Source organism: Bacillus cereus group sp. BfR-BA-01380 (assembly GCF_022663535.1).
In the GTDB taxonomy this organism is placed as follows: Bacteria; Bacillota; Bacilli; order Bacillales; family Bacillaceae_G; genus Bacillus_A; species Bacillus_A cereus_BB.
The window spans coordinates 62,103-84,070 of record NZ_JAKUFS010000001.1; the positions used below are offsets into that span (position 1 = coordinate 62,103).

A 21,968-nucleotide genomic window follows, 5' to 3' on the forward strand; every position below is an offset into this window, starting at 1 on the left:
TTAGCTGCTTCCCTTGCACTTTATCCCGCTATTCGCGGGCAGTAATCTTCCACCTCAAAACTCTGAGAAAACATTGTCCAGTTCCAGTGGCTAGAATGTTCGGTGGCTTCGCTTCTTCCTGCGAGGTAAAAAACACCTCTACGTCAGAAGCTCCATCCCCCTCACATTCTGGACGAGCCACTTCCACATTTCTTTGTTGTCCAGCTCTAGCGGCTAGAATCTCCGGTCGTTTCGCCCCCTCGGACAAGGCCAAAAGCGCCTCTCCGCCCTGTGCGTGGGCGCCCTGCGATTCTGAGCGAGCCGCTTCCGTTTTTCTTAAGGAGTTAGGTGAGGGCTGATAATCAGTGGGGGGATAAAGCCCCCCACTGATTAAAGTTTCACTTTATAACTTCGATTGTACAGATTGTAACTTTTTCTCCATTGAGCTAACTTTATCACGGCGATCATCAACGCGAATATTTGTTGCTACGCGGCCTGCACCTTTAGAAAACGGAACTTCATGCATTTGCTGAATCACTTCAAATAATACTAGAAGTTCTCCTTCAATAATTGTATTCATTGGTGTTAATTGATACTTCACGCGATCTGCATTTTTCTCAAGTACTTTTTGTATTTCTGCTACATATTCACTTACACTTGTATTACCTGTTCCAACTGGAATAATGGTAACATCAACAATTGCCATGTTTGTTCACCTCTTCGATAGATTCCTTACCATTGTACAAGATTTTTTTCCTCTTTAAAAATATATCAGCGCTTTTTACGATATATCGGCGCTTCGACACAATATAAAGTGAAATTTCCATCAGTGATGCTTTTCTCACTGATGGTTAGTTGAACCAATCGGGCTTTTACGGGCAGTTTTCTTCTACGTGCTTCCCCAGTCTTTACTGCCCGTTAATGCGGGATAAAGATCCTTCGACAAATAACAAAAATGGAGTTGTTTTTTATGGGAAGAATGATAATAATGAAAGAAGCGGCGGAAAACGCAGAGGCAAAAAAGCAAGTAAAGAGATTGAAAATTGATTAACGAAAGGAGAGTACTAGATGAAAACAACACGTTCTTGTAAAATCACAACCATCACAATAGAACAAAGGGAACGCCTTCTTGATTTGATTCGTACATTTGAAAGTGCCAAACGTTATAGTTTTAATCGTTTAACAGAAGGACATCACGATAAAGAATTGATCAAGAAATTACAACACGTGTATTCCTTAAATAAACGTTATTGTGAAGATGCTGTTTTACAAGCACAAACCATCATTTCCTCCCAAAAAGAACTCCTTCCTGTTTATCTAGAAAACAATCAAAAAAAGTTAGAACAAACCCTACAAAAAATAGAGGAATATGAAAGTGGTAGAAAAAGACCAAAAAAAGTACCATTAGACGTTTGTTTAAACGGTTTACGAAAGCGAAAACAAAAAGTAGAACAAAAAATTGCGATGTATGAAACGCATATGGCAAACGGTACATTACCGCCTGTTATTTTCGGTGGTCGAAAAGCCTTTTATGAACGCATGAAACAAAACATTTCCAATCAAGAATGGAAAGATTTACGGACACGGCAATTGTATTCAAGAGGTGATAAAAGTAAAAAAGGAAATTTAAATATGCGGATCACAATTGATGATAACGGCCAAGGGTGGTTAGAAATCGCCAATCCGTTAGGCTTGACTTTAGGAAAAAGAACAAGTCCTCGTATTATAGTCCCGATTACAATTCCGTATCGTTATTACAAGGAAATCACAGATGTTGTCATGGGTACACAAACAGGTGTGAATTCAAAAGGAAAACCAATGATTGACCATCAAACATATAGTGTAGAATTACTTCGTAAAAATGATGAATTCTATGTAAACATTACATTTGAGGAAACGGAAGTAGGTCGTAGGTTAGACTTCAAAGAAATCCCAATATCTGATGTGATTGCAGGGATCGATGTCAATCCTGATCGTATAGCCGTTAGTTTATGCACGAAGCAAGGGAATTTCAAAGAATCAAAAATCTTTTATTTACACAATCTAGATACGTTTTCTACGGATAAACGTGCTACAGTAATCGGGCAAATGACACAACAAATCAAAGATTGGTTATTTTCTCAACATGTTGGCGGCATTGTCCTAGAAGATTTACATTTTCAACAATCTCATGATACAGACACATACAGCAATCGCAAATTTCATCAGTTTACCTACAAGAAGATGGTAAGTAGTTTAATTAGAATGGGGCTTCGCCATGGATTTTCCGTCAAAACGGTGAACCCTGCTTATACAAGCGTGATTGGAAAACTAAAATATAGTAAAAAGTATGGGATTAGCGTTCATGAAACGGCTGCGTTTACGATTGCACGTCGTGGACTCGGACTACAAGAAAAGCTACCAAAAGAAATGATTTCTTTGTTACAAAACCAAATCGCAACGAAACTTCGGATTCTTATTGCTTCATTGGACGAAAGCAATAAGAATACCAAAAAGCTATATAAGAAATGGTTACAAACCATCGCAACATGGAAAGACCATCACAACTGGAAATTATGGAGTATCCTTCATAAAACAGTGTATATGAGTAATCAACAAATTTTATTTCAAATCAAGAAGGGAGGGAACCTGGTTTAAAACTTATATCGCTTTGCGTATAGTTGACTCGGATGAATGATTATGCGCAAAACAAGACCGTTCCTAACAGGAACCTGCCGTTATTCTTTCACAGTAGGTGAATGAGAAGGTGATAGCCTTGCGGACAGGAAAAAGGTGAGATTCCTTTTCGGTAGTTGGCTTTTGTCTTGGTTCGCCAACGTTTTGATAGATTTTTATAAGTTTTTTAAACCAGGAATTATGTTACAGAGATTCGGTTTTTCACAATATGAAAGTCAAGCCTATGAAGTTCTCGTTTCAAGCGAAGAGCCGCTTGATGCAACGAGCATCGTAAAGCATTCTGGTGTTCCAAAAGCAAAAATATACGAAATATTAGTACGCCTTGTTGATAAAGGCATGGTGATGGGTTCTGTTTCAGAAAAGAAAAAACTATATACAGCTCTACCGCTGCAACTTGCTATCGAAAAATTAACTACAGAATTTCAAGCAAATATTGAAGAGTTACAAAACAACGTATCGAAAAAAATATTTACAGATGACCGTGTATGGAGCTTAAAAGTACAATCTTCTATCCATGCGCAAAGTAAACAACTTGTGCAAGACGCGAAGAAATCCATTCGGATGTCTGCATGGAATGATACATTCCATGAGTATATGCCGATTCTAGAAGAGAAGAAAAAACAAGGCGTAGCGATAGAAGCTCTTGTTGTCGGAAGCCTTGATACAACATTAGAAAAAATCCATCTCCTCATCCCAACAGAAGAACACCATGCGCTTGAGCGCTTTTTACTCATCATTATTGATGATCGTGAAATTTTATTTGCGGGTGTTGAGCAAAACTCATGGCAAGCGATGAAAACAATGTCCCAGCCATTCGTTAAATTTTTCACAGAATTTTTCTATCATGATGTTGCCCTTGCGAAAATTACCGAGAAACATCATGATTTATTTATGAATGATGAGGAAATTCGAAGCCTCTTAATGAAACTACGCTATTAAAAAACGGACATGTATGCCTACTCATGTCCGTTCTTCGTTTTGCTTCTTAATATCCGATAATAACGAGATGATTTGCTCATTTTGTTTGATTTGTTCCTCTGAGTTTAAATATATAAATCGAATCCAGCGAAGTACAAAGACAAGCACAAATATAGGAAGCATAGTAAATAGAGCACCAATCATAGATCCTACCATCCTAACTACCACCTCCTCTTTTTATATAGATTTATTTTGTCACTGCTATGAAGAATACCACATGCCCGCTACTTGCTTACTCCCTTTGTTTCAAACATCGACCGTGGCAGAAATAGGGCACTGACCGCTTCCATACACGGCCAGATGCTCTCGTCTCCCACCTAAAAAAAGGGGGTTTTATATCGTTTTTTTACTTATATATACACATTCCTCAATCTCTTCCCATATCCTTGCACAAAAAATAGACACCTTCAAAAGATGCCTATTTTCCAAACCTCTATTTATTCACTTGCTTCTTATTTAAATACCAGTACACTGGTAATCCTGTTAACACGATACCAATTGATAAGAAACATCTAATTGGCTCATTAATAATTGCACTTCCAATTACAAATAGTGATCCTAAAATTGCTAATACTGGTACGATTGGATATAAAGGAACACTATATTCACGTTTTTTCCCGGCATTACGCTTTCTTAAAATGAACACCCCGATAAATGTCATAACATAGAAAATATAAATAATAAATACGGAAAGCTCAGACAGTTCATTCGGATCACTAATCAGCATTAAAATAATACCTAGTAGAATTTCAACAAAGATTGCGTTTGCTGGCGTTTGAAACTTATCGTTAATTTTTGAAATAAATTTTGAAAACGGAAGCTGACCACGCTCTGCCATTGATACTGGGATACGCGGGAATGTTAAAATTTTTCCATTTAAGCATCCAAATATTGAAACAATAACACCTATACTAATCAATTTCCCGCCATATTGACCTAATAACATATCAGCTGCTGTCGCTGTCGCATTCTCACTGAGTGTAACAATTTGCGGTGCTGGTAAAACTTTCAATAATGCCATATTAATTAACACATATGCCGCTGTTACAACAAGAATCCCAACTGTTAATGCTTTTGGTAATAGCTTTGTTGGATTTTTCATTTCACCGCCGATAGATGCGAGTAGAATCCAGCCATCATATGCAAATAATGTTGCTAAAATGGCCATCCCTATACTTTGATTTGCAGACTCTGGTACAACAACGTTAAATACATCGCTATTCCCTTTCCAAAATCCCACCACAATAATAAGCACAATTGGAATCATTTTCCCGATTGTTGTTATCGTTTGAACAATGCCCCCATATTTTGTTCCTACACTATTTATAACACCAAGGAATACAACTGTTCCAATTGCAATTGGTAAGTTCCACACTTTATCAATATGAAAAAAGTTTAACATTAATGAGCTAAAATACAATCCCAATGTCCCAATAATTGCTGGTCCATATACAAGTGTTTGCATCCAGCCAGATAAATAACCCCAAAACTTACCATAAATCTCCTCTAGATATGTGTACAAACCACCATTTTTCGGAATTTGCGCTCCGATTTCTGCAACCGTTAAGCCACTTGCTAATGTTAAAATACCCCCTACTACCCAAGCAAAGATTGCCATGTTAGAACTTCCGGCGTAATCCAATACCTTACCTGGCTTCATAAATACGCCAGACCCGATAATTGTTCCAACAACGATTGATAACGCGACCGTTAGGCCAATTTTGTTTTTGTCATCGTGATGCATAACTGTGTGTCCTCCCTCTAACCCTAGTTTGATTTAAATAAAAAACACTCATCCCTAATAAAAGGGACGAGTGTTATATTCGTGGTTCCACCCTTGTTCCAATTGGCATGAAGACACAAATCACCAATTGCTCAAGTTTCAGATAACGGAGATTGCCGGCAAACAATTACTAGATATTCGTTCACTGCTGCAGTTCAAAGGTGGTAAACTATTCATTCGTATTAGGAAACTCACAGCCTAAGGCTCCCCTCTCTGAAAATCGTAAAAAATAGATCATGTCCTTATCAATACTTTTATAATGTCGAATTTTGTTATTAATATTCATTATATTGAATTTTTTAAAAAAAGCAAGTGTGTTTTATAGTACAGAACAAAGTTATTCCAGTATAGTATAACAGTTGTATGAAATAAAAGTAACATCAGCGGGCCTTTCTTCTTCTCGCACTTGCTCGCTCCCTCCCTTTGTTTTAAAAGGCCCTGACCGCTTCTATGCACGGCCAGGTGCTCTCGCCCATCTAAAAAAAGGGGGTTTTTATCCTGCATTAACAGGCAGTAATACTACCACCTCAAAATTCGGCGAAAGCGTTGTCCAGTTCCAGTGGCTAGAATGTTCGGTGGCTTCGCTTCTTCCTGCGAGGTAAAAAACACCTCTACGTCAGAAACTCCATCCCCCTCACATTCTGGACGAGCCACTTCCACATTTCTTTGTTGCCCAGCTCTAGCGGCTAGAATTTCCGTTCGTTTCGCCCCTTGGACGAGGCAAAAAGCGCCTCTCTGCCCTGGGCTCCAGCGTCCTGCGATTCTGAGCGAGCCGCTTCCGCTTTTCTTAAGAAGTTAGGTGGGAGATAAACTGCCCGTAAAAGCCCGATTGGGCGGGCTAACCATCAGTGGGGGATGAAGAACCCCCCCCACTGATGGAAGTTTCACTTTATCGTTTTTCACTTTGTATTTATAAAGAAAAAGAGTTAATCAAAATTCCCGCTAGAGCAGTATTTTGAGTTAACTCCTTCTTTATATTATAACAAGCTTCTCTTATGCCTCTTGCAGTTGTCCATCTTCACGATCCATTACTTTCTTTAATAGCACAGTTTGAAGAACAGTAAATAGGTTACTTGTAATCCAGTACAAGACAAGTCCTGACGGTGCCGCAAATCCCATAAATAAAATCATTGCCGGCATCATAAACTGCTGAACTTTCAATGCTTGATTTTGATCTCCTGTCATGTTGGACTGCAATATTTTCATCTGTAGAAATGTTGCCATAGCAGCAAGGGCAGGTAAAATGTGATATGGATCTGCATGTCCTAAATTCACCCATAAGAAAGAAGCTGAACGAATCTCTTCCGTATGACTAATAGCATAGTACAATGCTGAGAAGACTGGCATTTGAAGTAACAATGGTAAACAACCCATCACCGGGTTCACACCGTTCGTTCTCATTAAAATCATCATTTCTTGCTGATATTGCTTTTGTTTCTCCGGATTTTTCGTCGTATCGCCATACTTTTCCTTCAACTTCTGAAGCTCTGGCTGCATTTTCTTTGTTTTTAATTGACTGCGATATTGCGTAATCGTCAGTGGCAATAATATCGTACGAACTACAATCGTAATAATAATAATGGCAATACCAAAGCTATGATTCGGCAAATGGTGTGCCACAAACTGCAGCATAACAGAAATTGGATATACAATATAGTGATTCCAAAATCCAGGACTACTCGCATCAATTGGTGCTGCATTTGCATTCGCATTTGCATTACCACACCCTGATAAAACAACAACAAGTAATAATGATAAACTTACGAGCCAAGCTCGGTATGATTTAAACATATATATTCCTCCAATGTTTCATAATTCGTTAGCGAAACATTGGTATATACGGACCTACATCATCACTCTCTCCACTTGCTTCTTGCCTGCGGACTGAGCGTGCCATTCCATGTTTATAAAAGATAGAGAAAAACGAGATATTCCCTATATGCTTCTCGCACGTTTCAACAAATGCGAAAGCTTTCTGTCTCCCTCTATATGTTTGCTGGCGCACAAAACGCGAAACATTAGTGAGAAACAAAACTTCTAATAAACAAAGTGCCGTTGTTACAACAGATATATATAACATTGCATCTTGCAATAGAAATTCCATCTCTTCACATCCTTATGACAGGATTATATCATACTGCTTCAATATGTAAATTCCTTATATTTTACATATTTATGTTTTTTATACATAGATTTAAGTTGTTAAAATTTTATAAACTTTTTGCATAATAATAAAACTATTGTCAGTTGTTGAAAAAAGCATTATTCTCTTCTTGTAATCAAAAACGAATTTGGAGATGAAAATAGACATGGGCCAACTAGGAGACGCCGATTACGTTCCCGATACCGCCTTTTTATCATTCCCAGCTGCAAAAACATGGCATTTAGAATTTGTAATTCAACTTATTGTTATTTTAGTTGCTTCAATTTTCTATGCGGTTTCAATGAATATGTTTTTTATTCCACATCACATGATTAGTGGCGGCTTTACTGGCGTTGGGATGATTATCGGTTATTTAATGCACTACAACATTGGTGCACTCATCTTTTTATTAAACATTCCACTTCTCTTTCTTAGCTATTTTTACTTAGGAAAGAAAACGACTTTTTTAACAGCATACTTTGTTACTATATCGACGCTTGCTATGAACATCGTTCCCGTTCATCAAATCTCAGATGATATTTTATTATCTTCTGTCTTTGGCGGTGTGCTGTGCGGGGCTGCAACAGGAATCATTTTCCGATTTGCTTCTTCGACAGGCGGATTCGATATTATTGGGTTAATTGTTGCAAAACATAGAGATATTTCGATTGGATCTATTATATTTGTCTTTAACCTCATTTTACTTGTAATCGCTGGTTTTATTTTCGGTTGGGATATTACACTTTACACACTCATCAGCCGATTTGTAGCAAGTAAAGTAATCGATTCCATTCATACGAAGCACATTAAGTTAACAGTGATGACCGTTACAGAAAAAGGAGATATGGTTAAAGGTGCATTACTCCAAAACGGGATTCGTGGTGTAACAATGGTTGATGCTGTCGGTGGATATACAAATCATAAGAAAAAAATGATTTACACAGTTGTTACGCGCTATGAACTAGGAGAAATTAAACGTCTGATAAGGTACGTTGATAGCCATGCTTTTATTAATATTACAGAAACAGTAGAAGTAGTCGGACGATTTAAACGTATATAATATAACCAAACGCAAGGATGATGTCCTTGCGTTTTTATTTTCACTTCATGATAGTGTAAAGCGCTTTGCTGAATAACGCACACAAAAAATCAAACTATCTGATAATTATTTTTATTCGAATCTAAAACATGTTATACTATGTATATCATATAAAAGTAAGCAATACATATATACACGACATAAAAAAACCTTTTTTAGGTGTACGAGAGCATCCGGTCAGGACCTTTTCTTACTCCATACAAGGTTTAAGCTAGTAGCGGTCACGTTGTATTCTGCATAGCAGCGACTTATCCAGAAAAGCGGAGGCGGCTCGCTCAGAACAAGACGCGAAGCCACCGACTGTTCTAGCCGCTGGAGCTCGACAAAGACGTCGAAAAATCAAAATGGATTTATATATTGGTTCTCCTATTCAAGTTATGATGATAAAGGAGCAGAGCATATGAACAAGAAATTTAGACTTATTATCGCAACATTATTTGCCATAGCAGGCGGTCTCTTGTGCTTTTGGACAAATACTCATATTGGTAAAGATCTATATATTAATGGTATTGATTCCATTGTAAGCGCTTCCGTTTTAGGCTCGTTTATTTTCTTCTTTTTCAATCGGGCAGAAAACACTAGAAAAACGACGCTTTTAACAATGATCGGCATCGTCGGTGCTTGTATCTCATTTTCAACAACGAATTATGACTTACCACTGCAACTTAGCACAGCTTTCTTCCATGGTCTTTGGACTTGGTTTATCGCATTTTTCATGGCAGATATCTTTCATTTGCTACAAGATGACAGTCATGTTCAGGTGGAAAGCAATTCATAATAAGTAACCACTAATTATAGAAATAATAGAGGTAAAAACAAATGAAAGACCATCCTTGTTCAGTTAACTTTGAAGAAGGATGGTCTTTTTCTATTATTTTCTTAACTTAATCGCTATGAGTACAGTTTTTTTAAATTATGTATATAACATAAAAGTAAGCATTATATACATACAAATTGAAAAAACGATTTGAAAATCCCTTTCTTTTTAGATGACGAACAGCTCATGATAAAGTGAAACTTTAATCAGTGGGGGTTTTCTTCATCCCCCACTGATTATTAGTTGAACCAATCGGGCTTTTACGGGCAGTTTATCTCCCACCTAACTTCTTAAGAAAAGCGGAAGCGGCTCGCTCAGAATCGCAGGACGTTGGAACACCCGACAGAGAGGCGCTTTTTGCCTCGTCCGAGGGGGCGAAACGACCGGAGATTCTAGCCGCTAGAGCTGGACAACGCTTTCGCCGAATTTTGAGGTGGGAGTATTACTGCCCGTTAATGCGGGATAAAAAATGCTCTTGTATTATTTTTTATTATAAGTTGTTAAAAATATTTACAAATTCCAGACTACGCCTTACAATGAAAAGTGTAAAATTACACTATTGTTGTAAAGGAGCATGTATTGCGATGTCATTACTTTTGTCGATTATATTGTTTGCACTTCTACTAGTAATTCAAGGTATTCGTTATAGAAGTGTATTATTTACCCTACTAGCCTGTATTCCCTTTCTCATGATTTTCATGCCTATTCTGTTCTTCATTCTTCAAATACCTGAAGAATTACTACCTATTACAATTTCTGACAATCCATTTTGGACTGCTCTTATCATCTTTTACGTCTTACTTTTTGTTATAAGTATATTAAAAAAGAAAAAGGTAGCACTCATATTGAGCTTTATACAAATATGTAATACTGCTCTTTGGTTCTCTGTCATCTCTGGGTTTTGGTTCTCTCATCTCTGAGTTTAGGTTATAAAATACTACATACATTTACGTCCTTATCGATGTTGTTCTTCTTATTCTAATTTTAGTTTTTTGGAGATTTTCAAAAATAAATAATGAACCAAAAACTAGCTTACCCATATAAAAAGGCAGTGCTTCCCTAAGCACTGCCTTTCTCAACATGAAATGGATCATTTTAATTTACTGTGTGTACAAACACACGTTTAATTTCTTTGCGGAATCGTACAGCTACACTTACCGCCACAATCACAACAACACCGATAATAATCTTTCCGATATGATCTTCAAGCAATCCAAAAATAGCATCTATGTTACCACCTAACCAATAACCACCTACTAAGAAGAACGTTGCCCAAAATAATGCCCCGCAATAAATTGTTATCGCAAAGCGGCGAAACGGTAAATTAATAATCCCCGCAAAGTACCCTGTAAAATGACGTACACCAGGAATAAAAAATGCAATAAATATTAGGAAATATCCATACTTGTCGAACCACTTCCGCGTTAAATCAATTTTACGCTGCGTTAAAAAAACATATTTTCCGTACCTTTGAATAAACGGCATCCCGAGCTTGTTCCCTACAAAATATTGAATTGTCATCCCAACACTTGTTCCTAAAAAAGAGAAAAAGATTAATAGCGGTAAGTGTAACTCACCTGTATGCGCTAAATATCCTGCATAAGCTAATGTTGGCTCCCCCGGAAACGGAAGTGCAATATATTCTAACAGTAACCCAACAAGTACAACGTAGTATCCGTACTGTTGAAATAATTCATGAACCCATTCCATGTCGACATCTCCTTTTCTTGCTGATACTCAATCTTCTATAACGTACTTATTTCGTATTTTAATTGTATAAAAATTACACGAGAAGTACTATCTTAATTACTTACAACAAGCTTACATTTTTGTAAGGAGATCACTTTCTATATAAATACAAATTAAAAAGTCGACATAAAAACCCTCTTTCTTTTTAGGCAGGCGAGAGCATCTGGCCGTGCATAGAGGCGGTCAGGGCCTTTTCCTGCCACATGTAATGTTTAAACAAAAGGATCAAGCAAGTAGCGGTCATGTTGTATTCTGCAGAGCAGCAACTTATATGTCGAAAAATTGAAATAGACTTACATATATCACCAACCAATACTCACTTCCATTTGTTTATTGCCACAATGATTGAACCGGCATAATCCACGTTTCTCATATACCGTTGAAAGATTCGTTTAGCTTTTTCACTTCTTCCTCAATTTTCTTCACATCAATACGTTCAAATAACGGTGACACATTCAAAATACGAACTGGACTTTCCGTCGTATAGTTCCATTCCTTCTTTGAAACTCCTAACATTTGCTCTACTTGTGTAGATGAAAACGGAAGAAACGGTGCCAACACTTGTGCAAAATTCACGATGAGGTGAATACAGTTTCTCATCGTGTCATCGCACGCTGTCTTATCCTCTTTTATTTGTTTCCACGGCTGTCTTTCATCGAAATATTTATTCGCGTAGCGAATATGCTCAAAAATCGTCTCCAGCGCTTGTTTAAAATGTGCTGTTTCAATGAGTTTCCCTACTTCAACGTACAATTCCTTTAGCTTTTCTTCCATTTCTTTATTTATTTGACCAGTCGGCACAGTGTTCTCATAATATTTTTCAAGAAACTTCAGCGTTCTATTTACAAAATTTCCGTACGCTCCTAACAATTCACCATTATGACTATAAATGAATTCTCGCCATGAAAAATCCGTATCTCGATTTTCAGGTGCGTTTACAGTTAAAAAATAACGGATCGAATCCGGATGATATTCCTTCAAAATTTCCGGAACCCAAACAGCCCAGTTTTTACTCGTCGATAACTTTCTTTTTTCAACAGTTAAATATTCATTCGAAACAATATATTCAGGTAATGCTTCCTCTTGTATCCCCTGCAAAATAGCCGGCCAAATCATTGTATGAAACGGAATATTATCTTTGCCGTGCACATAATACGTTCGTGTATCCTCTTGCCAAAATAGCGCATCATCACGATTTGTTTCTTGCGCCCATTGCTGACTTGCTGAATAATAACCAGACACAGCCTCAATCCACACATAGACCTTCTTATCCTCGTATCCGGAAATGGGAACGCTCACGCCAATTGGTAAATCTCTTGAAACAGCACGGTCTTGTAAACCTTCTTGTAAATAGCGCAGCGTTAATTGCACAGCGTTCTCACGCCACGTACCGCTTTTCTTTACTGCTTCTACATATTCTTCTAGCTTCTGCTGAAATGACGTTAATGCAAAATAAAAATGCTCTGTCTCCTTAATTGTTGGTGCAGTGCCGCACAGTTTACATGTTTTCTCGAGCAGATCTATCGGATCTAAAATAGCAGAACACGCATCGCACTGATCACCACGCGCACCTGCACCGCAATGTGGACAAATTCCTTCCACATAACGATCCGGCAAAAATTGCACACAATTTTCGCAGTATGTTTGCTCTACCGTCTTTTTATAAATAAACCCCTTTTCTAAAAGCTTCAAGAAAATATTCTGAACGACTTGATGATGAGAAGCAGAGTCCGTACGAGCATAATAATCATATGAAAAACCAAGCGCCTGAAAACATCGTTCAAATTCTTCATGATAATGATCCGCAATTGTTTTTACACTTACCTTCTCCTGCTTAGCACGAATTGTAATCGGTGTACCGTTACAATCACTTCCCGATACATATAACACATTGTCCCCTTTTAGCCGATAATAACGAGCTAAAATATCTCCTGGCAGTAAACTAGCAATATGACCAAGATGCAACGATCCATTTGCATATGGCCAAGCGCCTCCAATAAAAATATTCATCCTACATTCCTCCTTTAAAAATGAAAAAGCCCCGCCCTTATCTTCTAAAAAGATAAGGGCGAGGCTGTATATACAGTCGTGGTACCACCTTATTTCGTCAATTGCTCACACAATTGACCTCTGCAAGTACGGAGCAATCATTGCTCGTATACTGTGACTTTGATAACGAGAGCCAACACTCGCCGCCGCCTACTATTATCAACTGATAAGTTCAGGACGAAGCTCAGAGGCCATTGTTCAAATGATCATTCTTGCTTCTTTTCAGCTCCCGAAGCTCTCTGGAAAGAATGGGGTCATTCTACTTTTCCTCTTCAACGCTTTTCATATGTCATATACATTGTATAGCTATTATACAGAAAAATCAAACTTTTTGTAAATAATAAGCAGGATTTGTCACCTTCATAAGGAAACTATACACCTTCACGGAAAGGAGCGATACGATTGAATCAACAACAATTAAGTGCAACGAATAAAGTAGGATGGAGCAAAGCGGCTTATGAAGCTTGGACGAATCGCCACGGAACGCCGCAGTCTTACGGAAAACAAATACGAGAAAATCCCGCTGCCGAGGTCGCCTATTATTTGCCTTACATAGCTAATGTACGAGGGAAACGAATTATAAATCTAATGGGATCAAAAGGAAGTAAGGCGGTTGCTCTATCATTGCTAGGAGCAGAGGTAACGGTCGTCGATATTTCAGAGAGCAACGCAACATATGCGAGAGAACTTGCCGCTGCCGCTGAAACACATATTGAATACATTGTATCTGATGTGCTCCATATACAAGAAACAATCGGCTCATTTGACGTAGTATTACTCGAGCTTGGCGTGCTCCATTATTTCATAGATTTAAAGCCTTTATTTACAATCATTTCTCAATTGCTAAAACAAGGTGGAACATTTATTTTACGCGACTATCACCCGCTGTACACAAAACTAGTGCAAATAGAAAATAACGAAGCAGTTGCAAGCGGCAATTATTTTTATGAAGATGTAATCGAAGTAGATGTAGCCTACAGTATGCTCTTATCAGAAGAAGAGCGTAACTCTTTACCCAAAAACATGATTCGCAGATGGACATTAGGCGAAATTGTAACAAACATTGCACAAGCAGGACTCCGCATCGAAGAGCTCACAGAAGAATGTGGTCCAAAGCAAAAGTGGGTCTTTCCCCCTCATGCTCCGAACGGAATTGAAGATCGTCTCCCTGGACTTTATACACTTATCGCCAAAAATATGTAGAACAATCTATTTTTTGATGATGTAGCAAAGGCATTCCCTGTTATACGGAATACTTTTTTCTATATAAAAAATACTGTGAGCTAGATCACTGCACCTTTATTGCAAATCCGTTATAATGAGAATAAATATCAATCATTAATAGAGGTGTTCATATGTCTCAAACTTTAGAAGATAAAGTATATGCCAATTTAGAAGCTGTTATTGATCCTGAGCTTGGCGTCGATATTATAAATCTTGGGTTAGTATATGACGTTACAACTGACGAACAACATAATGCCGTCATTACAATGACAATGACTTCTATCGGTTGTCCAATGGCTGGGCAAATTGTATCTGATGTCAAAATGGTATTAGCAACAAATGTTCCTGAATTAAATGAAATTGAAGTAAATGTTGTTTGGAATCCGCCATGGACAAAAGATCGCATGTCCCGATTTGCTAAAATTGCATTAGGCATTCGTGATTAAACGAAAAAGAAGACCTGATATAAGTCAGGTCTTTTCGTTTCTTATCCCGCATTAACGGGCAGTAAAGGATGGAAAAAACCGGGAAGAAAACTGCCCGTAAAAGCCCGATTGGTGAGGGCTTTCCATCAGTGGGGGATGAAGAATCCCCCACTGATGGAAGTTTCACTTTATTTTACTCCTACTGCATCATATGCTTTCGTTACAGCTTGTACTTCTTTAGAATTTTGTCCGTATAAATCTGTAGCCGCTTGGATTGCAGCTTTTCGCATCATACTAAAGTTTGAGTTTGCAGTTAAATATTTTGAAAGAGCGCGGTAATAAATTTTTTCTGTTGCCTCGCGTCCTACACCATTTACAGTAACACCGTAATGCTTACCACCTTCAGAAACTAAGTATGCCGCTTTGTTGTTAATGCTGCTGTTAATATGAACACCGCCATTATCAATCTTTCCTGTGTAACGCTTACTATAATGATCTGGGTAGCCTTCACTTGGTTTTAATGGATTTGGAATAGAAGCTGGGTCTTTTAAAGAACGCAGTACAGTTCCGCGCATCTCTGGTGTATAAATATCTTCCCCTAGCTCCCAATCATCACGGTCAACCATTGCACCCATAATATCAGATAACGATTCATTTAATGCACCAGATTCATTTTTGTACACTAGATTTGCAGTGTACTCTGTTACTGCGTGAGTAAGCTCATGCGCAATAACATCAAGTCCTGCTGAGAATGGAACGAACTCTTTTCCATCACCGTCTCCATACATCATTTGAATACCGTTCCACGCTGCATTATCCCATTTATCCCCTACGTGAACAGTAGAAATTAACTTCGCTCCTTTGTTATCAAAGGAATTACGATTGAATGTTTTCTTATAATAATCGTATACTTTCTCAGCATTAGCGTGCGCATCGACAGCCGCTTTATCCTCGAAGAATTTATTTTTACTTTCTATTTCCTCACCGGTATATCCAAGCCATTGTGAGAATAAGTCGAACCAATTTTCATCCATATTTTGTGCATCAAATGTATGAACACCGTTTCCACGTGTTCCATCGAATAAATGAAAAGCCCCAGTTTTTGGATCCTGTGCCATTTCAAAACTTGTTCGATTTCCCGCTACACCGTAACCAAATCCAGTAATATGATCAATGGCATTATACTTCTCGATTACATTTCCGTTTGTTGCATCAATAAAGTAATGCCAGTATCCTGGTGCCGGCTTAGAAATAGATGCTTTTACAAGATATGAAAGATAGTAGTTTCCATCTTTTTCATATACATATAAGTCTTTTTTAATACCATCATAGTTATCTACTTTGCCAATTTCTTTTTCAATATCAGCCTTCGCAACATTTACAGCCTCATCTCCTGAAACGCTCGCATTCGATGGAATATTTTTATCTTCTAAATTCGGAATAACTTGTCCAAAAAATGCTTTTACATTATTATCTTTATCCAGTGATACTGTTTGATCAGATCCATATACAGGAACACCGTTATGTTTTTCAATAAGCTTCACATGTGTCGTTTCTGCCTGTGCATCTTTTTCTTCACCAACGACTTCAAAATGTTTCTCAATATTTCCTGCTAATTTAAACATGTCTTTTTTACTTTTTAAGTACTCAAACACCGTTTCTTTTTTATCTAATCCTTCCGGTGCTTTCCACTCTTCCCCAATATAAGATGGTGTCTGAAACTCTTGGTTGTATTGAATATTTTCCTCTGCTGCATATGTACGTGACGTACCTAATGTCGCAAATGCCCCTAAAGCCATAGACAAAACTAGCGTTGAAGATAGAACCTTCTTTTTCAAAAACAACACTCCCCATCCCTGAATTATTTAACACTTTTATACAATTCTAGAGAAATTAGTAATACCCTTCATTTATTTTTTTAGAAAATTCAGACAGAATATTCTAAAAAAAAATAGTAGCGCCCTTTTTTAGACGCTACTCGCTTACTACAATTATTGTTTCTTCATCTCAATTACTAAATAATGAGCTGTTTCCGTTGCTTGAATATGGATATCTTCTTCAATTACTTCTGCTGCATCTCTCATCACTAACGTTTCCCCATTCACAACGCCGCTTCCTTCAATTTGAACCAAATAAGCTTGGCGACCCTCACTAACTGAGAATGTAACCTCTTTTCCTTTTTCTAAAGCAAGGGAGTACAAGTTTGCATCTTGATGAATTTCAATCGATGCACCGCCATCAATTGGCGAAACCATGTGAAACCACGTGTTCTCACGTTTATTCCAATCAAATTTAAATTCACCGTAATTTGGTGTATGACCAGCACGGTCTGGTAAAATCCAAATTTGCAGAAGACGCAATGTTTCAGCGCCTAAGTTGTGCTCACTATGGAAGACACCTGTTCCAGCGCTCATATATTGTACATGTCCACGCTCAATTGTTCCGCGGTTTCCCATACTATCTTGATGTGTTAATGCTCCGTCCACTACATAAGAAATAATCTCCATGTCACGGTGCGGATGCATCTCAAATCCTGTTTGTGCTGCTACTAAATCATCATTAATAACGCGAAGTGCACCGAATCTCATATTATTTGGATTGTAGTAATCTGCAAATGAAAAATGAAAATGTGTATTTAACCAACCGTGATTCGCTCTTCTCATTTGTTTATGATCAACTTTTTTAAACATATTTTTCACCCCATATTATCTCGAATTCGAGATATTTATTTAAAATTTTTTATAACGGTAACTTTCTTAATCATTCCAGCAGTTGCTTCTGCTCCTCGTGAGTGAGCTTACAAAATTGGGCTGCTTGAAAACTTTCTTGCGGGGGAACTACTTCTGTATGCTCCCCTGTCTAATTCGTACTCATTCATTACATTGTGCAGCAGACAAATCTCATTTTTTAAATGTTGATTCGTCTTGCTAAGCTTTGTAATTACAGTTTAGAATTAAACTAAATAAATGTCAATTACTTTATTTTGGTAAGCTAAGAACTAAAACATAGTATATACTATGTTTTAGTTCACATACCTTCTCCTATATTCTCTCAGCTTTCTCCTCGCAAACACCCTTGCATCTTTTTCAATCCACCGCTTTTCATACATTTCATCTCCCACATACAATAGCTTATGTTCATGCTGCATATCATGCCGAAACTCATGCAACAATGTTTCTAGTACGCTCTCATACTTCTCCCACATACAAACAAAAATGAGCCGCTTTTCTTTATGATAAAATCCGCTCAACGGAAACAAAAATTCTTCTTCCTCTTCTCCTAATCGTATTAACACATCATTCGTTTCACACGTATCACAGAAAATAACCGGTATCTCACGCCGTCCAATTAATGAGAAAACATCCCTCTTTACTTGATTTATATCCCATGGAAAATCGTCATCAAGTACATACCAGTTCCCAGCTTGTTGATATATCTTTTGAAATGGGAGCTGCATTTTCATTCTCCTTTCTCTTTATTCTCTGTTACTTGTATGTCACATTAGCTCTTCTTTTAAACATACATGTGCGTCACAAAATATTTAAAAATTATATATGCAAAAAGGGTTGATTTTATACCCGTTATTAAATTATAATAATTATAAATTAGTAAAAAGTATAAAATAATAATTTAAAGGGGATTGATCATATGAACACACAAGTAATTGAAGTATTAAACAAACAAGTAGCAAACTGGAACGTTTTATTCACAAAATTACACAATTTCCACTGGTATGTTACAGGACCTCAATTCTTTACACTTCATGAGAAATTCGAACAACTTTATACAGAAGCGGCTACGCACATCGATGAAATCGCAGAACGTATTTTAGCAATTGGAGGCAAACCAGTAGCAACAATGAAAGAATATTTAACATTATCTTCTGTTCAAGAGGCACATTACGGAGAAACGGCAGAAGGAATGGTCGAAGCAATTATGAAGGACTACGGAATGATGCTAGGCGAACTGAAAAAAGGCATGGAAATTGCACAAGATGCAGATGATGAAATGACATCTGACCTACTACTTGGCATCTACACAGAACTTGAAAAACACGCATGGATGTTACGCGCATTCTTGAATCAATAAGAAAAGCGGAAGCGGCTCGCTCAGAAGAAAAGCGGCGCCAATATATCGACTCTTTTTCTAATATATCGACGCAAATGCACCATTTATCGACTCTTCGACGATATCCGACAAGAAACACATACAAAAAACCGAGCGGGACACCCCCCACTCGGTTTTTTCATGTTAACTGTTTCCACTTATTCCCCATAACTGGTCTTTTGTAATTCTTCATTTGCACAAACAATTCATTAGCTGTTTGTGCGGAAACAAGCAATTCTTTATTTGATGGATTCATAAATCCTTCTTCTGCTGCACGGTCCACCATTTGTAATAATGGTGTGTAGAATTCTGCAATGTTGAGTAATCCAACAGGCTTTTCATGAATCCCGATTTGCGACCAACATACAACTTCGAACAGCTCTTCAAATGTTCCATATCCGCCTGGTAATGCAATAAATGCATCAGCAAGTTCACTCATTTTTGCTTTTCTTTCATGCATTGTTTCTACTTCAATTAGTTCTGTTAAACCGTGGTGAACAATTTCTCCTCTAAATAATCCACGCGGCATAACGCCTGTTACACGGCCTCCTAGCTCTAATACTTGATTTGCTACTTCTCCCATTAATCCAACGCAAGAGCCGCCGTATACAAGCTCTATATTATTTTGAACTAGTATTTTCCCAAGCTGACGAGCCTCTGTTTGAAAATCTGGACGCTCCCCAACATTCGATCCCGCAAACACACAAATCCGTTTCATTCTGCCACCCCAAAACTATATATTGTTATGCTACAATGTAATCATACTACATATTGGGAGGATGAGAAAAGGATGAATACGAATGAATTTCAAAGTTGGGTGGAACAATTTTATCATAATCGGGGCTGGTCCCAATATAATTCTTTTATTCGCGTTAATTTTTTAGCAGAAGAAGTTGGCGAAGTTTCTCGCGTTGTGCGCGCTATCGAAATCGGCCGCGATCGCCCAGATGAAACGACGAAGAGCGAAGCAGAATTAACAATAGAATTAAAAGAAGAACTTGGAGATGTACTAGGAAATCTTATTATTTTGGCGCAAAAATACAACCTAGATTTACAAGATATTATGGAAACACATGTAAAAAAACTTTCCAAACGATTTGAATAATAAATGAGAATTATTTTCATCTATGATATGATTATATTGTAATAATCTGAAAGGGGTCTTTTTTATGTTATCTCCAAAATTACGCGAAGCACTAAATGATCAAATGAATTTTGAATTTTACTCGGCCCATGTGTATATGGCAATGGCAGCATACTGTACATCAGAGAGCTATGATGGATTTGCGAACTTCTTTCTTGTACAAGCAGAAGAAGAGCGTTTCCATGCTATGAAGTTGTACAATTATATTAACGATCGCGGTGAACGTGCAATCATCACTGGATTTGATCATCCAAATAACGAATATGAATCGATTTTATCTGCTTTTGAAATCGCTCTTGAGCATGAACGTGAGGTTACAAAACGTATTTACAACTTATCTGATATTGCTTGGGATGAGCGCGAACATGCTACCATCACCTTCTTAAAATGGTTCGTTGACGAACAAGTAGAAGAAGAGGCATCTTTCGATAGCATCATTCAAAAATTAAAACGTATTACAAGCGATTCAAACGCATTGTTTATGTTAGATGCTGAATTAGAAAAACGTACATTCACTCCGCCTGCGGAGTAAACAAAAAAAGCAATGAGCCCGATGCTCATTGCTTTTCTTATTTTATAGCATAACCCCAACGATAATTGCTGATAAGACACTTACTAATGTTGCACCGTATACAAGTTTTAATCCGAAAGAAGATACAACATTTGCTTGTTTTTCATCGATACTCTTCGTTGCACCTGCGATAATTCCGATAGATGAGAAGTTCGCAAATGATACAAGGAATACAGATAAAATACCAATTGTACGAGGTGCTAAATGAGCTGCTGCTTTTCCTAAATCAAGCATCGCAACGAACTCGTTTGTTACTAATTTTGTTGCCATAATTTGTCCAGCTGTTACCATCTCAGATGTTGGAATACCCATGATGAACGCTAATGGTGAGAACACATATCCTAAGATCGTTTGGAATGTAATACCGAAAATAGAATCAAATAGACCGTTAATTGCTGCCATCAATGCAATGAATCCGATTAACATCGCTGCTACTGTAACCGCAATTGAAAATCCTAACATAATGTACTCGCCTAGCATTTCGAAGAACGTTTGATGCTTGTCCTCTTTCAACTCTAAAATATCGTCCTCTTCATTCACATCGTAAGGATTTAAAATGTGAATGATAATAAATCCACTAAATAAGTTTAAAACAAGTGCTGTTACAACATACTTAGGGTCAAGCATTTTCATGTAAGAACCAACGATTGACATGGAAACTGTTGACATAGAAGATGCACAGAGTGTATATAAACGATTTTTTGGTAACTTACTTAGTTGATCTTTTACTGTAATGAAAACTTCACCTTGACCAACAATTGCCGCTGCTACTGCATTATAAGATTCTAATCTTCCTAAACCATTTACTTTACTTAATAAGAATCCAATTGCTTTAATAATGACTGGTAAAATTCTAAGATGTTGCAGAATTCCAATTAACACCGCTAAGAAAATAATTGGAAGTAATACAGAAAGGAAAAATGTGAATTCTCCTTTATTTACCATTCCACCAAATACAAAGTTAATTCCAGCATCCGCAAATTTTAAAATTGTACTAAATCCGTCAGAAATTCCTTTAATTAAATAATATCCAACCTGTGTATTTAGTAAGAAATATGATAATCCTAATTGAATAACAAGCATAATAGCAATTGGCTTATATTTAATCTTTTTCCGATCGCTACTTACAAGAAACGCTAATATAAATACAGCAATTAATCCGACAAGAAACATGACAAATTTCATACTTGAATCCTCCATTTTGTAGTTTTATCTACCAAGATG

General features: G+C 37.4%; 21 protein-coding genes, 1 pseudogene and 2 other annotated features. Of the genes and pseudogenes, 9 read left to right on the forward strand and 13 right to left on the reverse strand.

Going from position 1 to position 21,968, the window contains the following annotated elements; genetic code table 11:
• Nucleotides 1-382: 382 nt before the first annotated feature.
• Nucleotides 383-685, reverse strand: coding sequence for an MTH1187 family thiamine-binding protein (locus MR076_RS00365; RefSeq protein ID WP_242216625.1), 303 nt, complete (start codon nucleotides 683-685; stop codon nucleotides 383-385).
• A 362-nt stretch (nucleotides 686-1,047) separates the two neighbouring features.
• Between MR076_RS00365 and MR076_RS00370 the strand changes: the two genes are divergently transcribed.
• Nucleotides 1,048-2,616, forward strand: coding sequence for an IS200/IS605 family accessory protein TnpB-related protein (locus MR076_RS00370; protein WP_242216627.1), 1,569 nt, complete (start codon nucleotides 1,048-1,050; stop codon nucleotides 2,614-2,616).
• 219 nt (nucleotides 2,617-2,835) lie between these two features.
• Nucleotides 2,836-3,594: a TrmB family transcriptional regulator gene (locus MR076_RS00375; RefSeq protein ID WP_242216629.1), complete on the forward strand. Its 759-nt coding sequence runs from the start codon at nucleotides 2,836-2,838 to the stop codon at nucleotides 3,592-3,594.
• A gap of 21 nt (nucleotides 3,595-3,615) precedes the next feature.
• On the opposite strand, the gene MR076_RS00380 is transcribed toward MR076_RS00375, so the two are convergent.
• From MR076_RS00380 to MR076_RS00395, 4 genes are all read right to left on the reverse strand, one after another.
• The gene (locus MR076_RS00380; RefSeq protein WP_090998956.1) at nucleotides 3,616-3,789 is read right to left on the reverse strand and encodes a hypothetical protein; all 174 of its coding nucleotides are present in this window, start codon (nucleotides 3,787-3,789) and stop codon (nucleotides 3,616-3,618) included.
• A gap of 277 nt (nucleotides 3,790-4,066) precedes the next feature.
• Complete coding sequence (locus tag MR076_RS00385) at nucleotides 4,067-5,377, reverse strand: APC family permease (RefSeq protein ID WP_242216630.1); 1,311 nt, start codon at nucleotides 5,375-5,377, stop codon at nucleotides 4,067-4,069.
• Nucleotides 5,378-5,436: 59 nt separating this feature from the next.
• Nucleotides 5,437-5,674: a binding site (T-box leader), on the reverse strand.
• Between the two features lie 735 nt (nucleotides 5,675-6,409).
• Nucleotides 6,410-7,207, reverse strand: a complete 798-nt coding sequence (gene yidC, locus MR076_RS00390; RefSeq protein ID WP_242216631.1) for a membrane protein insertase YidC — start codon at nucleotides 7,205-7,207, stop codon at nucleotides 6,410-6,412.
• 28 nt (nucleotides 7,208-7,235) lie between these two features.
• Entirely contained in the window at nucleotides 7,236-7,520 is a 285-nt protein-coding gene (locus tag MR076_RS00395) for a hypothetical protein (RefSeq protein WP_090916063.1), read from the reverse strand.
• Nucleotides 7,521-7,725: 205 nt separating this feature from the next.
• Here MR076_RS00395 and MR076_RS00400 point away from each other — a divergent pair, with 205 nt between their 5' ends.
• Both MR076_RS00400 and MR076_RS00405 read left to right on the forward strand, forming a co-directional pair.
• Nucleotides 7,726-8,619, forward strand: a complete 894-nt coding sequence (locus MR076_RS00400) for a YitT family protein (protein WP_242216632.1) — start codon at nucleotides 7,726-7,728, stop codon at nucleotides 8,617-8,619.
• 439 nt (nucleotides 8,620-9,058) lie between these two features.
• Complete coding sequence (locus tag MR076_RS00405) at nucleotides 9,059-9,436, forward strand: DUF3938 domain-containing protein (RefSeq protein ID WP_242216633.1); 378 nt, start codon at nucleotides 9,059-9,061, stop codon at nucleotides 9,434-9,436.
• 1,134 nt (nucleotides 9,437-10,570) lie between these two features.
• On the opposite strand, the gene MR076_RS00410 is transcribed toward MR076_RS00405, so the two are convergent.
• A complete protein-coding gene (locus tag MR076_RS00410; RefSeq protein ID WP_242216634.1) occupies nucleotides 10,571-11,185 on the reverse strand; it encodes a DedA family protein in 615 nt (204 codons plus the stop codon).
• A 408-nt stretch (nucleotides 11,186-11,593) separates the two neighbouring features.
• Complete coding sequence (gene metG / locus MR076_RS00415; protein WP_242216635.1) at nucleotides 11,594-13,234, reverse strand: methionine--tRNA ligase; 1,641 nt, start codon at nucleotides 13,232-13,234, stop codon at nucleotides 11,594-11,596.
• 51 nt (nucleotides 13,235-13,285) lie between these two features.
• Nucleotides 13,286-13,558: a binding site (T-box leader), on the reverse strand.
• A 117-nt stretch (nucleotides 13,559-13,675) separates the two neighbouring features.
• On the opposite strand from metG, the gene MR076_RS00420 reads away from it, so the two are divergent.
• Both MR076_RS00420 and MR076_RS00425 read left to right on the forward strand, forming a co-directional pair.
• Entirely contained in the window at nucleotides 13,676-14,476 is an 801-nt protein-coding gene (locus MR076_RS00420) for a class I SAM-dependent methyltransferase (RefSeq protein WP_242216636.1), read from the forward strand.
• A gap of 152 nt (nucleotides 14,477-14,628) precedes the next feature.
• Nucleotides 14,629-14,943 (forward strand): metal-sulfur cluster assembly factor, encoded by a 315-nt coding sequence (locus MR076_RS00425; protein ID WP_242216638.1) that lies wholly within the window; start codon nucleotides 14,629-14,631, stop codon nucleotides 14,941-14,943.
• 167 nt (nucleotides 14,944-15,110) lie between these two features.
• Here MR076_RS00425 and MR076_RS00430 read toward each other — a convergent pair whose 3' ends face one another.
• From MR076_RS00430 to MR076_RS00445, 4 genes and pseudogenes are all read right to left on the reverse strand, one after another.
• Nucleotides 15,111-16,760, reverse strand: coding sequence for a M4 family metallopeptidase (locus tag MR076_RS00430; RefSeq protein ID WP_242216639.1), 1,650 nt, complete (start codon nucleotides 16,758-16,760; stop codon nucleotides 15,111-15,113).
• Between the two features lie 153 nt (nucleotides 16,761-16,913).
• Nucleotides 16,914-17,612 carry a pirin family protein gene (locus MR076_RS00435; protein ID WP_242216641.1) on the reverse strand — a complete coding sequence of 233 codons (699 nt, stop codon included), beginning with the start codon at nucleotides 17,610-17,612 and terminating at the stop codon, nucleotides 16,914-16,916.
• A gap of 70 nt (nucleotides 17,613-17,682) precedes the next feature.
• Nucleotides 17,683-17,772, reverse strand: a pseudogene (locus tag MR076_RS00440) (MarR family transcriptional regulator); the annotation flags it as partial.
• Nucleotides 17,773-17,944: 172 nt separating this feature from the next.
• Nucleotides 17,945-18,379: a DUF3920 family protein gene (locus tag MR076_RS00445; protein WP_242216999.1), complete on the reverse strand. Its 435-nt coding sequence runs from the start codon at nucleotides 18,377-18,379 to the stop codon at nucleotides 17,945-17,947.
• A 191-nt stretch (nucleotides 18,380-18,570) separates the two neighbouring features.
• Between MR076_RS00445 and MR076_RS00450 the strand changes: the two genes are divergently transcribed.
• Nucleotides 18,571-19,011 (forward strand): Dps family protein, encoded by a 441-nt coding sequence (locus MR076_RS00450; protein WP_242216642.1) that lies wholly within the window; start codon nucleotides 18,571-18,573, stop codon nucleotides 19,009-19,011.
• A 157-nt stretch (nucleotides 19,012-19,168) separates the two neighbouring features.
• Here the strand turns inward: MR076_RS00450 and MR076_RS00455 are convergent, their stop codons facing one another.
• Complete coding sequence (locus MR076_RS00455) at nucleotides 19,169-19,747, reverse strand: LOG family protein (protein ID WP_242216643.1); 579 nt, start codon at nucleotides 19,745-19,747, stop codon at nucleotides 19,169-19,171.
• 72 nt (nucleotides 19,748-19,819) lie between these two features.
• On the opposite strand from MR076_RS00455, the gene MR076_RS00460 reads away from it, so the two are divergent.
• The gene (locus MR076_RS00460) at nucleotides 19,820-20,134 is read left to right on the forward strand and encodes a MazG-like family protein (RefSeq protein WP_242216644.1); all 315 of its coding nucleotides are present in this window, start codon (nucleotides 19,820-19,822) and stop codon (nucleotides 20,132-20,134) included.
• 64 nt (nucleotides 20,135-20,198) lie between these two features.
• Nucleotides 20,199-20,705 carry a ferritin gene (locus MR076_RS00465; protein ID WP_020062878.1) on the forward strand — a complete coding sequence of 169 codons (507 nt, stop codon included), beginning with the start codon at nucleotides 20,199-20,201 and terminating at the stop codon, nucleotides 20,703-20,705.
• A gap of 42 nt (nucleotides 20,706-20,747) precedes the next feature.
• Here the strand turns inward: MR076_RS00465 and MR076_RS00470 are convergent, their stop codons facing one another.
• Nucleotides 20,748-21,929, reverse strand: coding sequence for a NupC/NupG family nucleoside CNT transporter (locus MR076_RS00470; RefSeq protein ID WP_242216645.1), 1,182 nt, complete (start codon nucleotides 21,927-21,929; stop codon nucleotides 20,748-20,750).
• Nucleotides 21,930-21,968 lie beyond the last annotated feature (39 nt).

Excerpts from the sequence above, each read along its gene's own strand:
- MR076_RS00370 (WP_242216627.1), top strand. The coding sequence starts at position 1,048 with ATGAAAACAACACGTTCTTGTAAAATCACAACCATCACAATAGAACAA.
- MR076_RS00365 (WP_242216625.1), bottom strand. The coding sequence starts at position 685 with ATGGCAATTGTTGATGTTACCATTATTCCAGTTGGAACAGGTAATACA.
- MR076_RS00460 (WP_242216644.1), top strand. The coding sequence starts at position 19,820 with ATGAATACGAATGAATTTCAAAGTTGGGTGGAACAATTTTATCATAAT.
- MR076_RS00385 (WP_242216630.1), bottom strand. The coding sequence starts at position 5,377 with ATGCATCACGATGACAAAAACAAAATTGGCCTAACGGTCGCGTTATCA.
- metG (WP_242216635.1), bottom strand. The coding sequence starts at position 13,234 with ATGAATATTTTTATTGGAGGCGCTTGGCCATATGCAAATGGATCGTTG.
- MR076_RS00410 (WP_242216634.1), bottom strand. The coding sequence starts at position 11,185 with ATGGAATGGGTTCATGAATTATTTCAACAGTACGGATACTACGTTGTA.
- MR076_RS00465 (WP_020062878.1), top strand. The coding sequence starts at position 20,199 with ATGTTATCTCCAAAATTACGCGAAGCACTAAATGATCAAATGAATTTT.
- MR076_RS00445 (WP_242216999.1), bottom strand. The coding sequence starts at position 18,379 with ATGCAGCTCCCATTTCAAAAGATATATCAACAAGCTGGGAACTGGTAT.
- MR076_RS00425 (WP_242216638.1), top strand. The coding sequence starts at position 14,629 with ATGTCTCAAACTTTAGAAGATAAAGTATATGCCAATTTAGAAGCTGTT.
- MR076_RS00470 (WP_242216645.1), bottom strand. The coding sequence starts at position 21,929 with ATGAAATTTGTCATGTTTCTTGTCGGATTAATTGCTGTATTTATATTA.
- MR076_RS00375 (WP_242216629.1), top strand. The coding sequence starts at position 2,836 with ATGTTACAGAGATTCGGTTTTTCACAATATGAAAGTCAAGCCTATGAA.
- MR076_RS00400 (WP_242216632.1), top strand. The coding sequence starts at position 7,726 with ATGGGCCAACTAGGAGACGCCGATTACGTTCCCGATACCGCCTTTTTA.
- MR076_RS00405 (WP_242216633.1), top strand. The coding sequence starts at position 9,059 with ATGAACAAGAAATTTAGACTTATTATCGCAACATTATTTGCCATAGCA.
- MR076_RS00435 (WP_242216641.1), bottom strand. The coding sequence starts at position 17,612 with ATGTTTAAAAAAGTTGATCATAAACAAATGAGAAGAGCGAATCACGGT.
- MR076_RS00450 (WP_242216642.1), top strand. The coding sequence starts at position 18,571 with ATGAACACACAAGTAATTGAAGTATTAAACAAACAAGTAGCAAACTGG.
- MR076_RS00380 (WP_090998956.1), bottom strand. The coding sequence starts at position 3,789 with ATGGTAGGATCTATGATTGGTGCTCTATTTACTATGCTTCCTATATTT.
- MR076_RS00395 (WP_090916063.1), bottom strand. The coding sequence starts at position 7,520 with ATGGAATTTCTATTGCAAGATGCAATGTTATATATATCTGTTGTAACA.
- MR076_RS00455 (WP_242216643.1), bottom strand. The coding sequence starts at position 19,747 with ATGAAACGGATTTGTGTGTTTGCGGGATCGAATGTTGGGGAGCGTCCA.
- yidC (WP_242216631.1), bottom strand. The coding sequence starts at position 7,207 with ATGTTTAAATCATACCGAGCTTGGCTCGTAAGTTTATCATTATTACTT.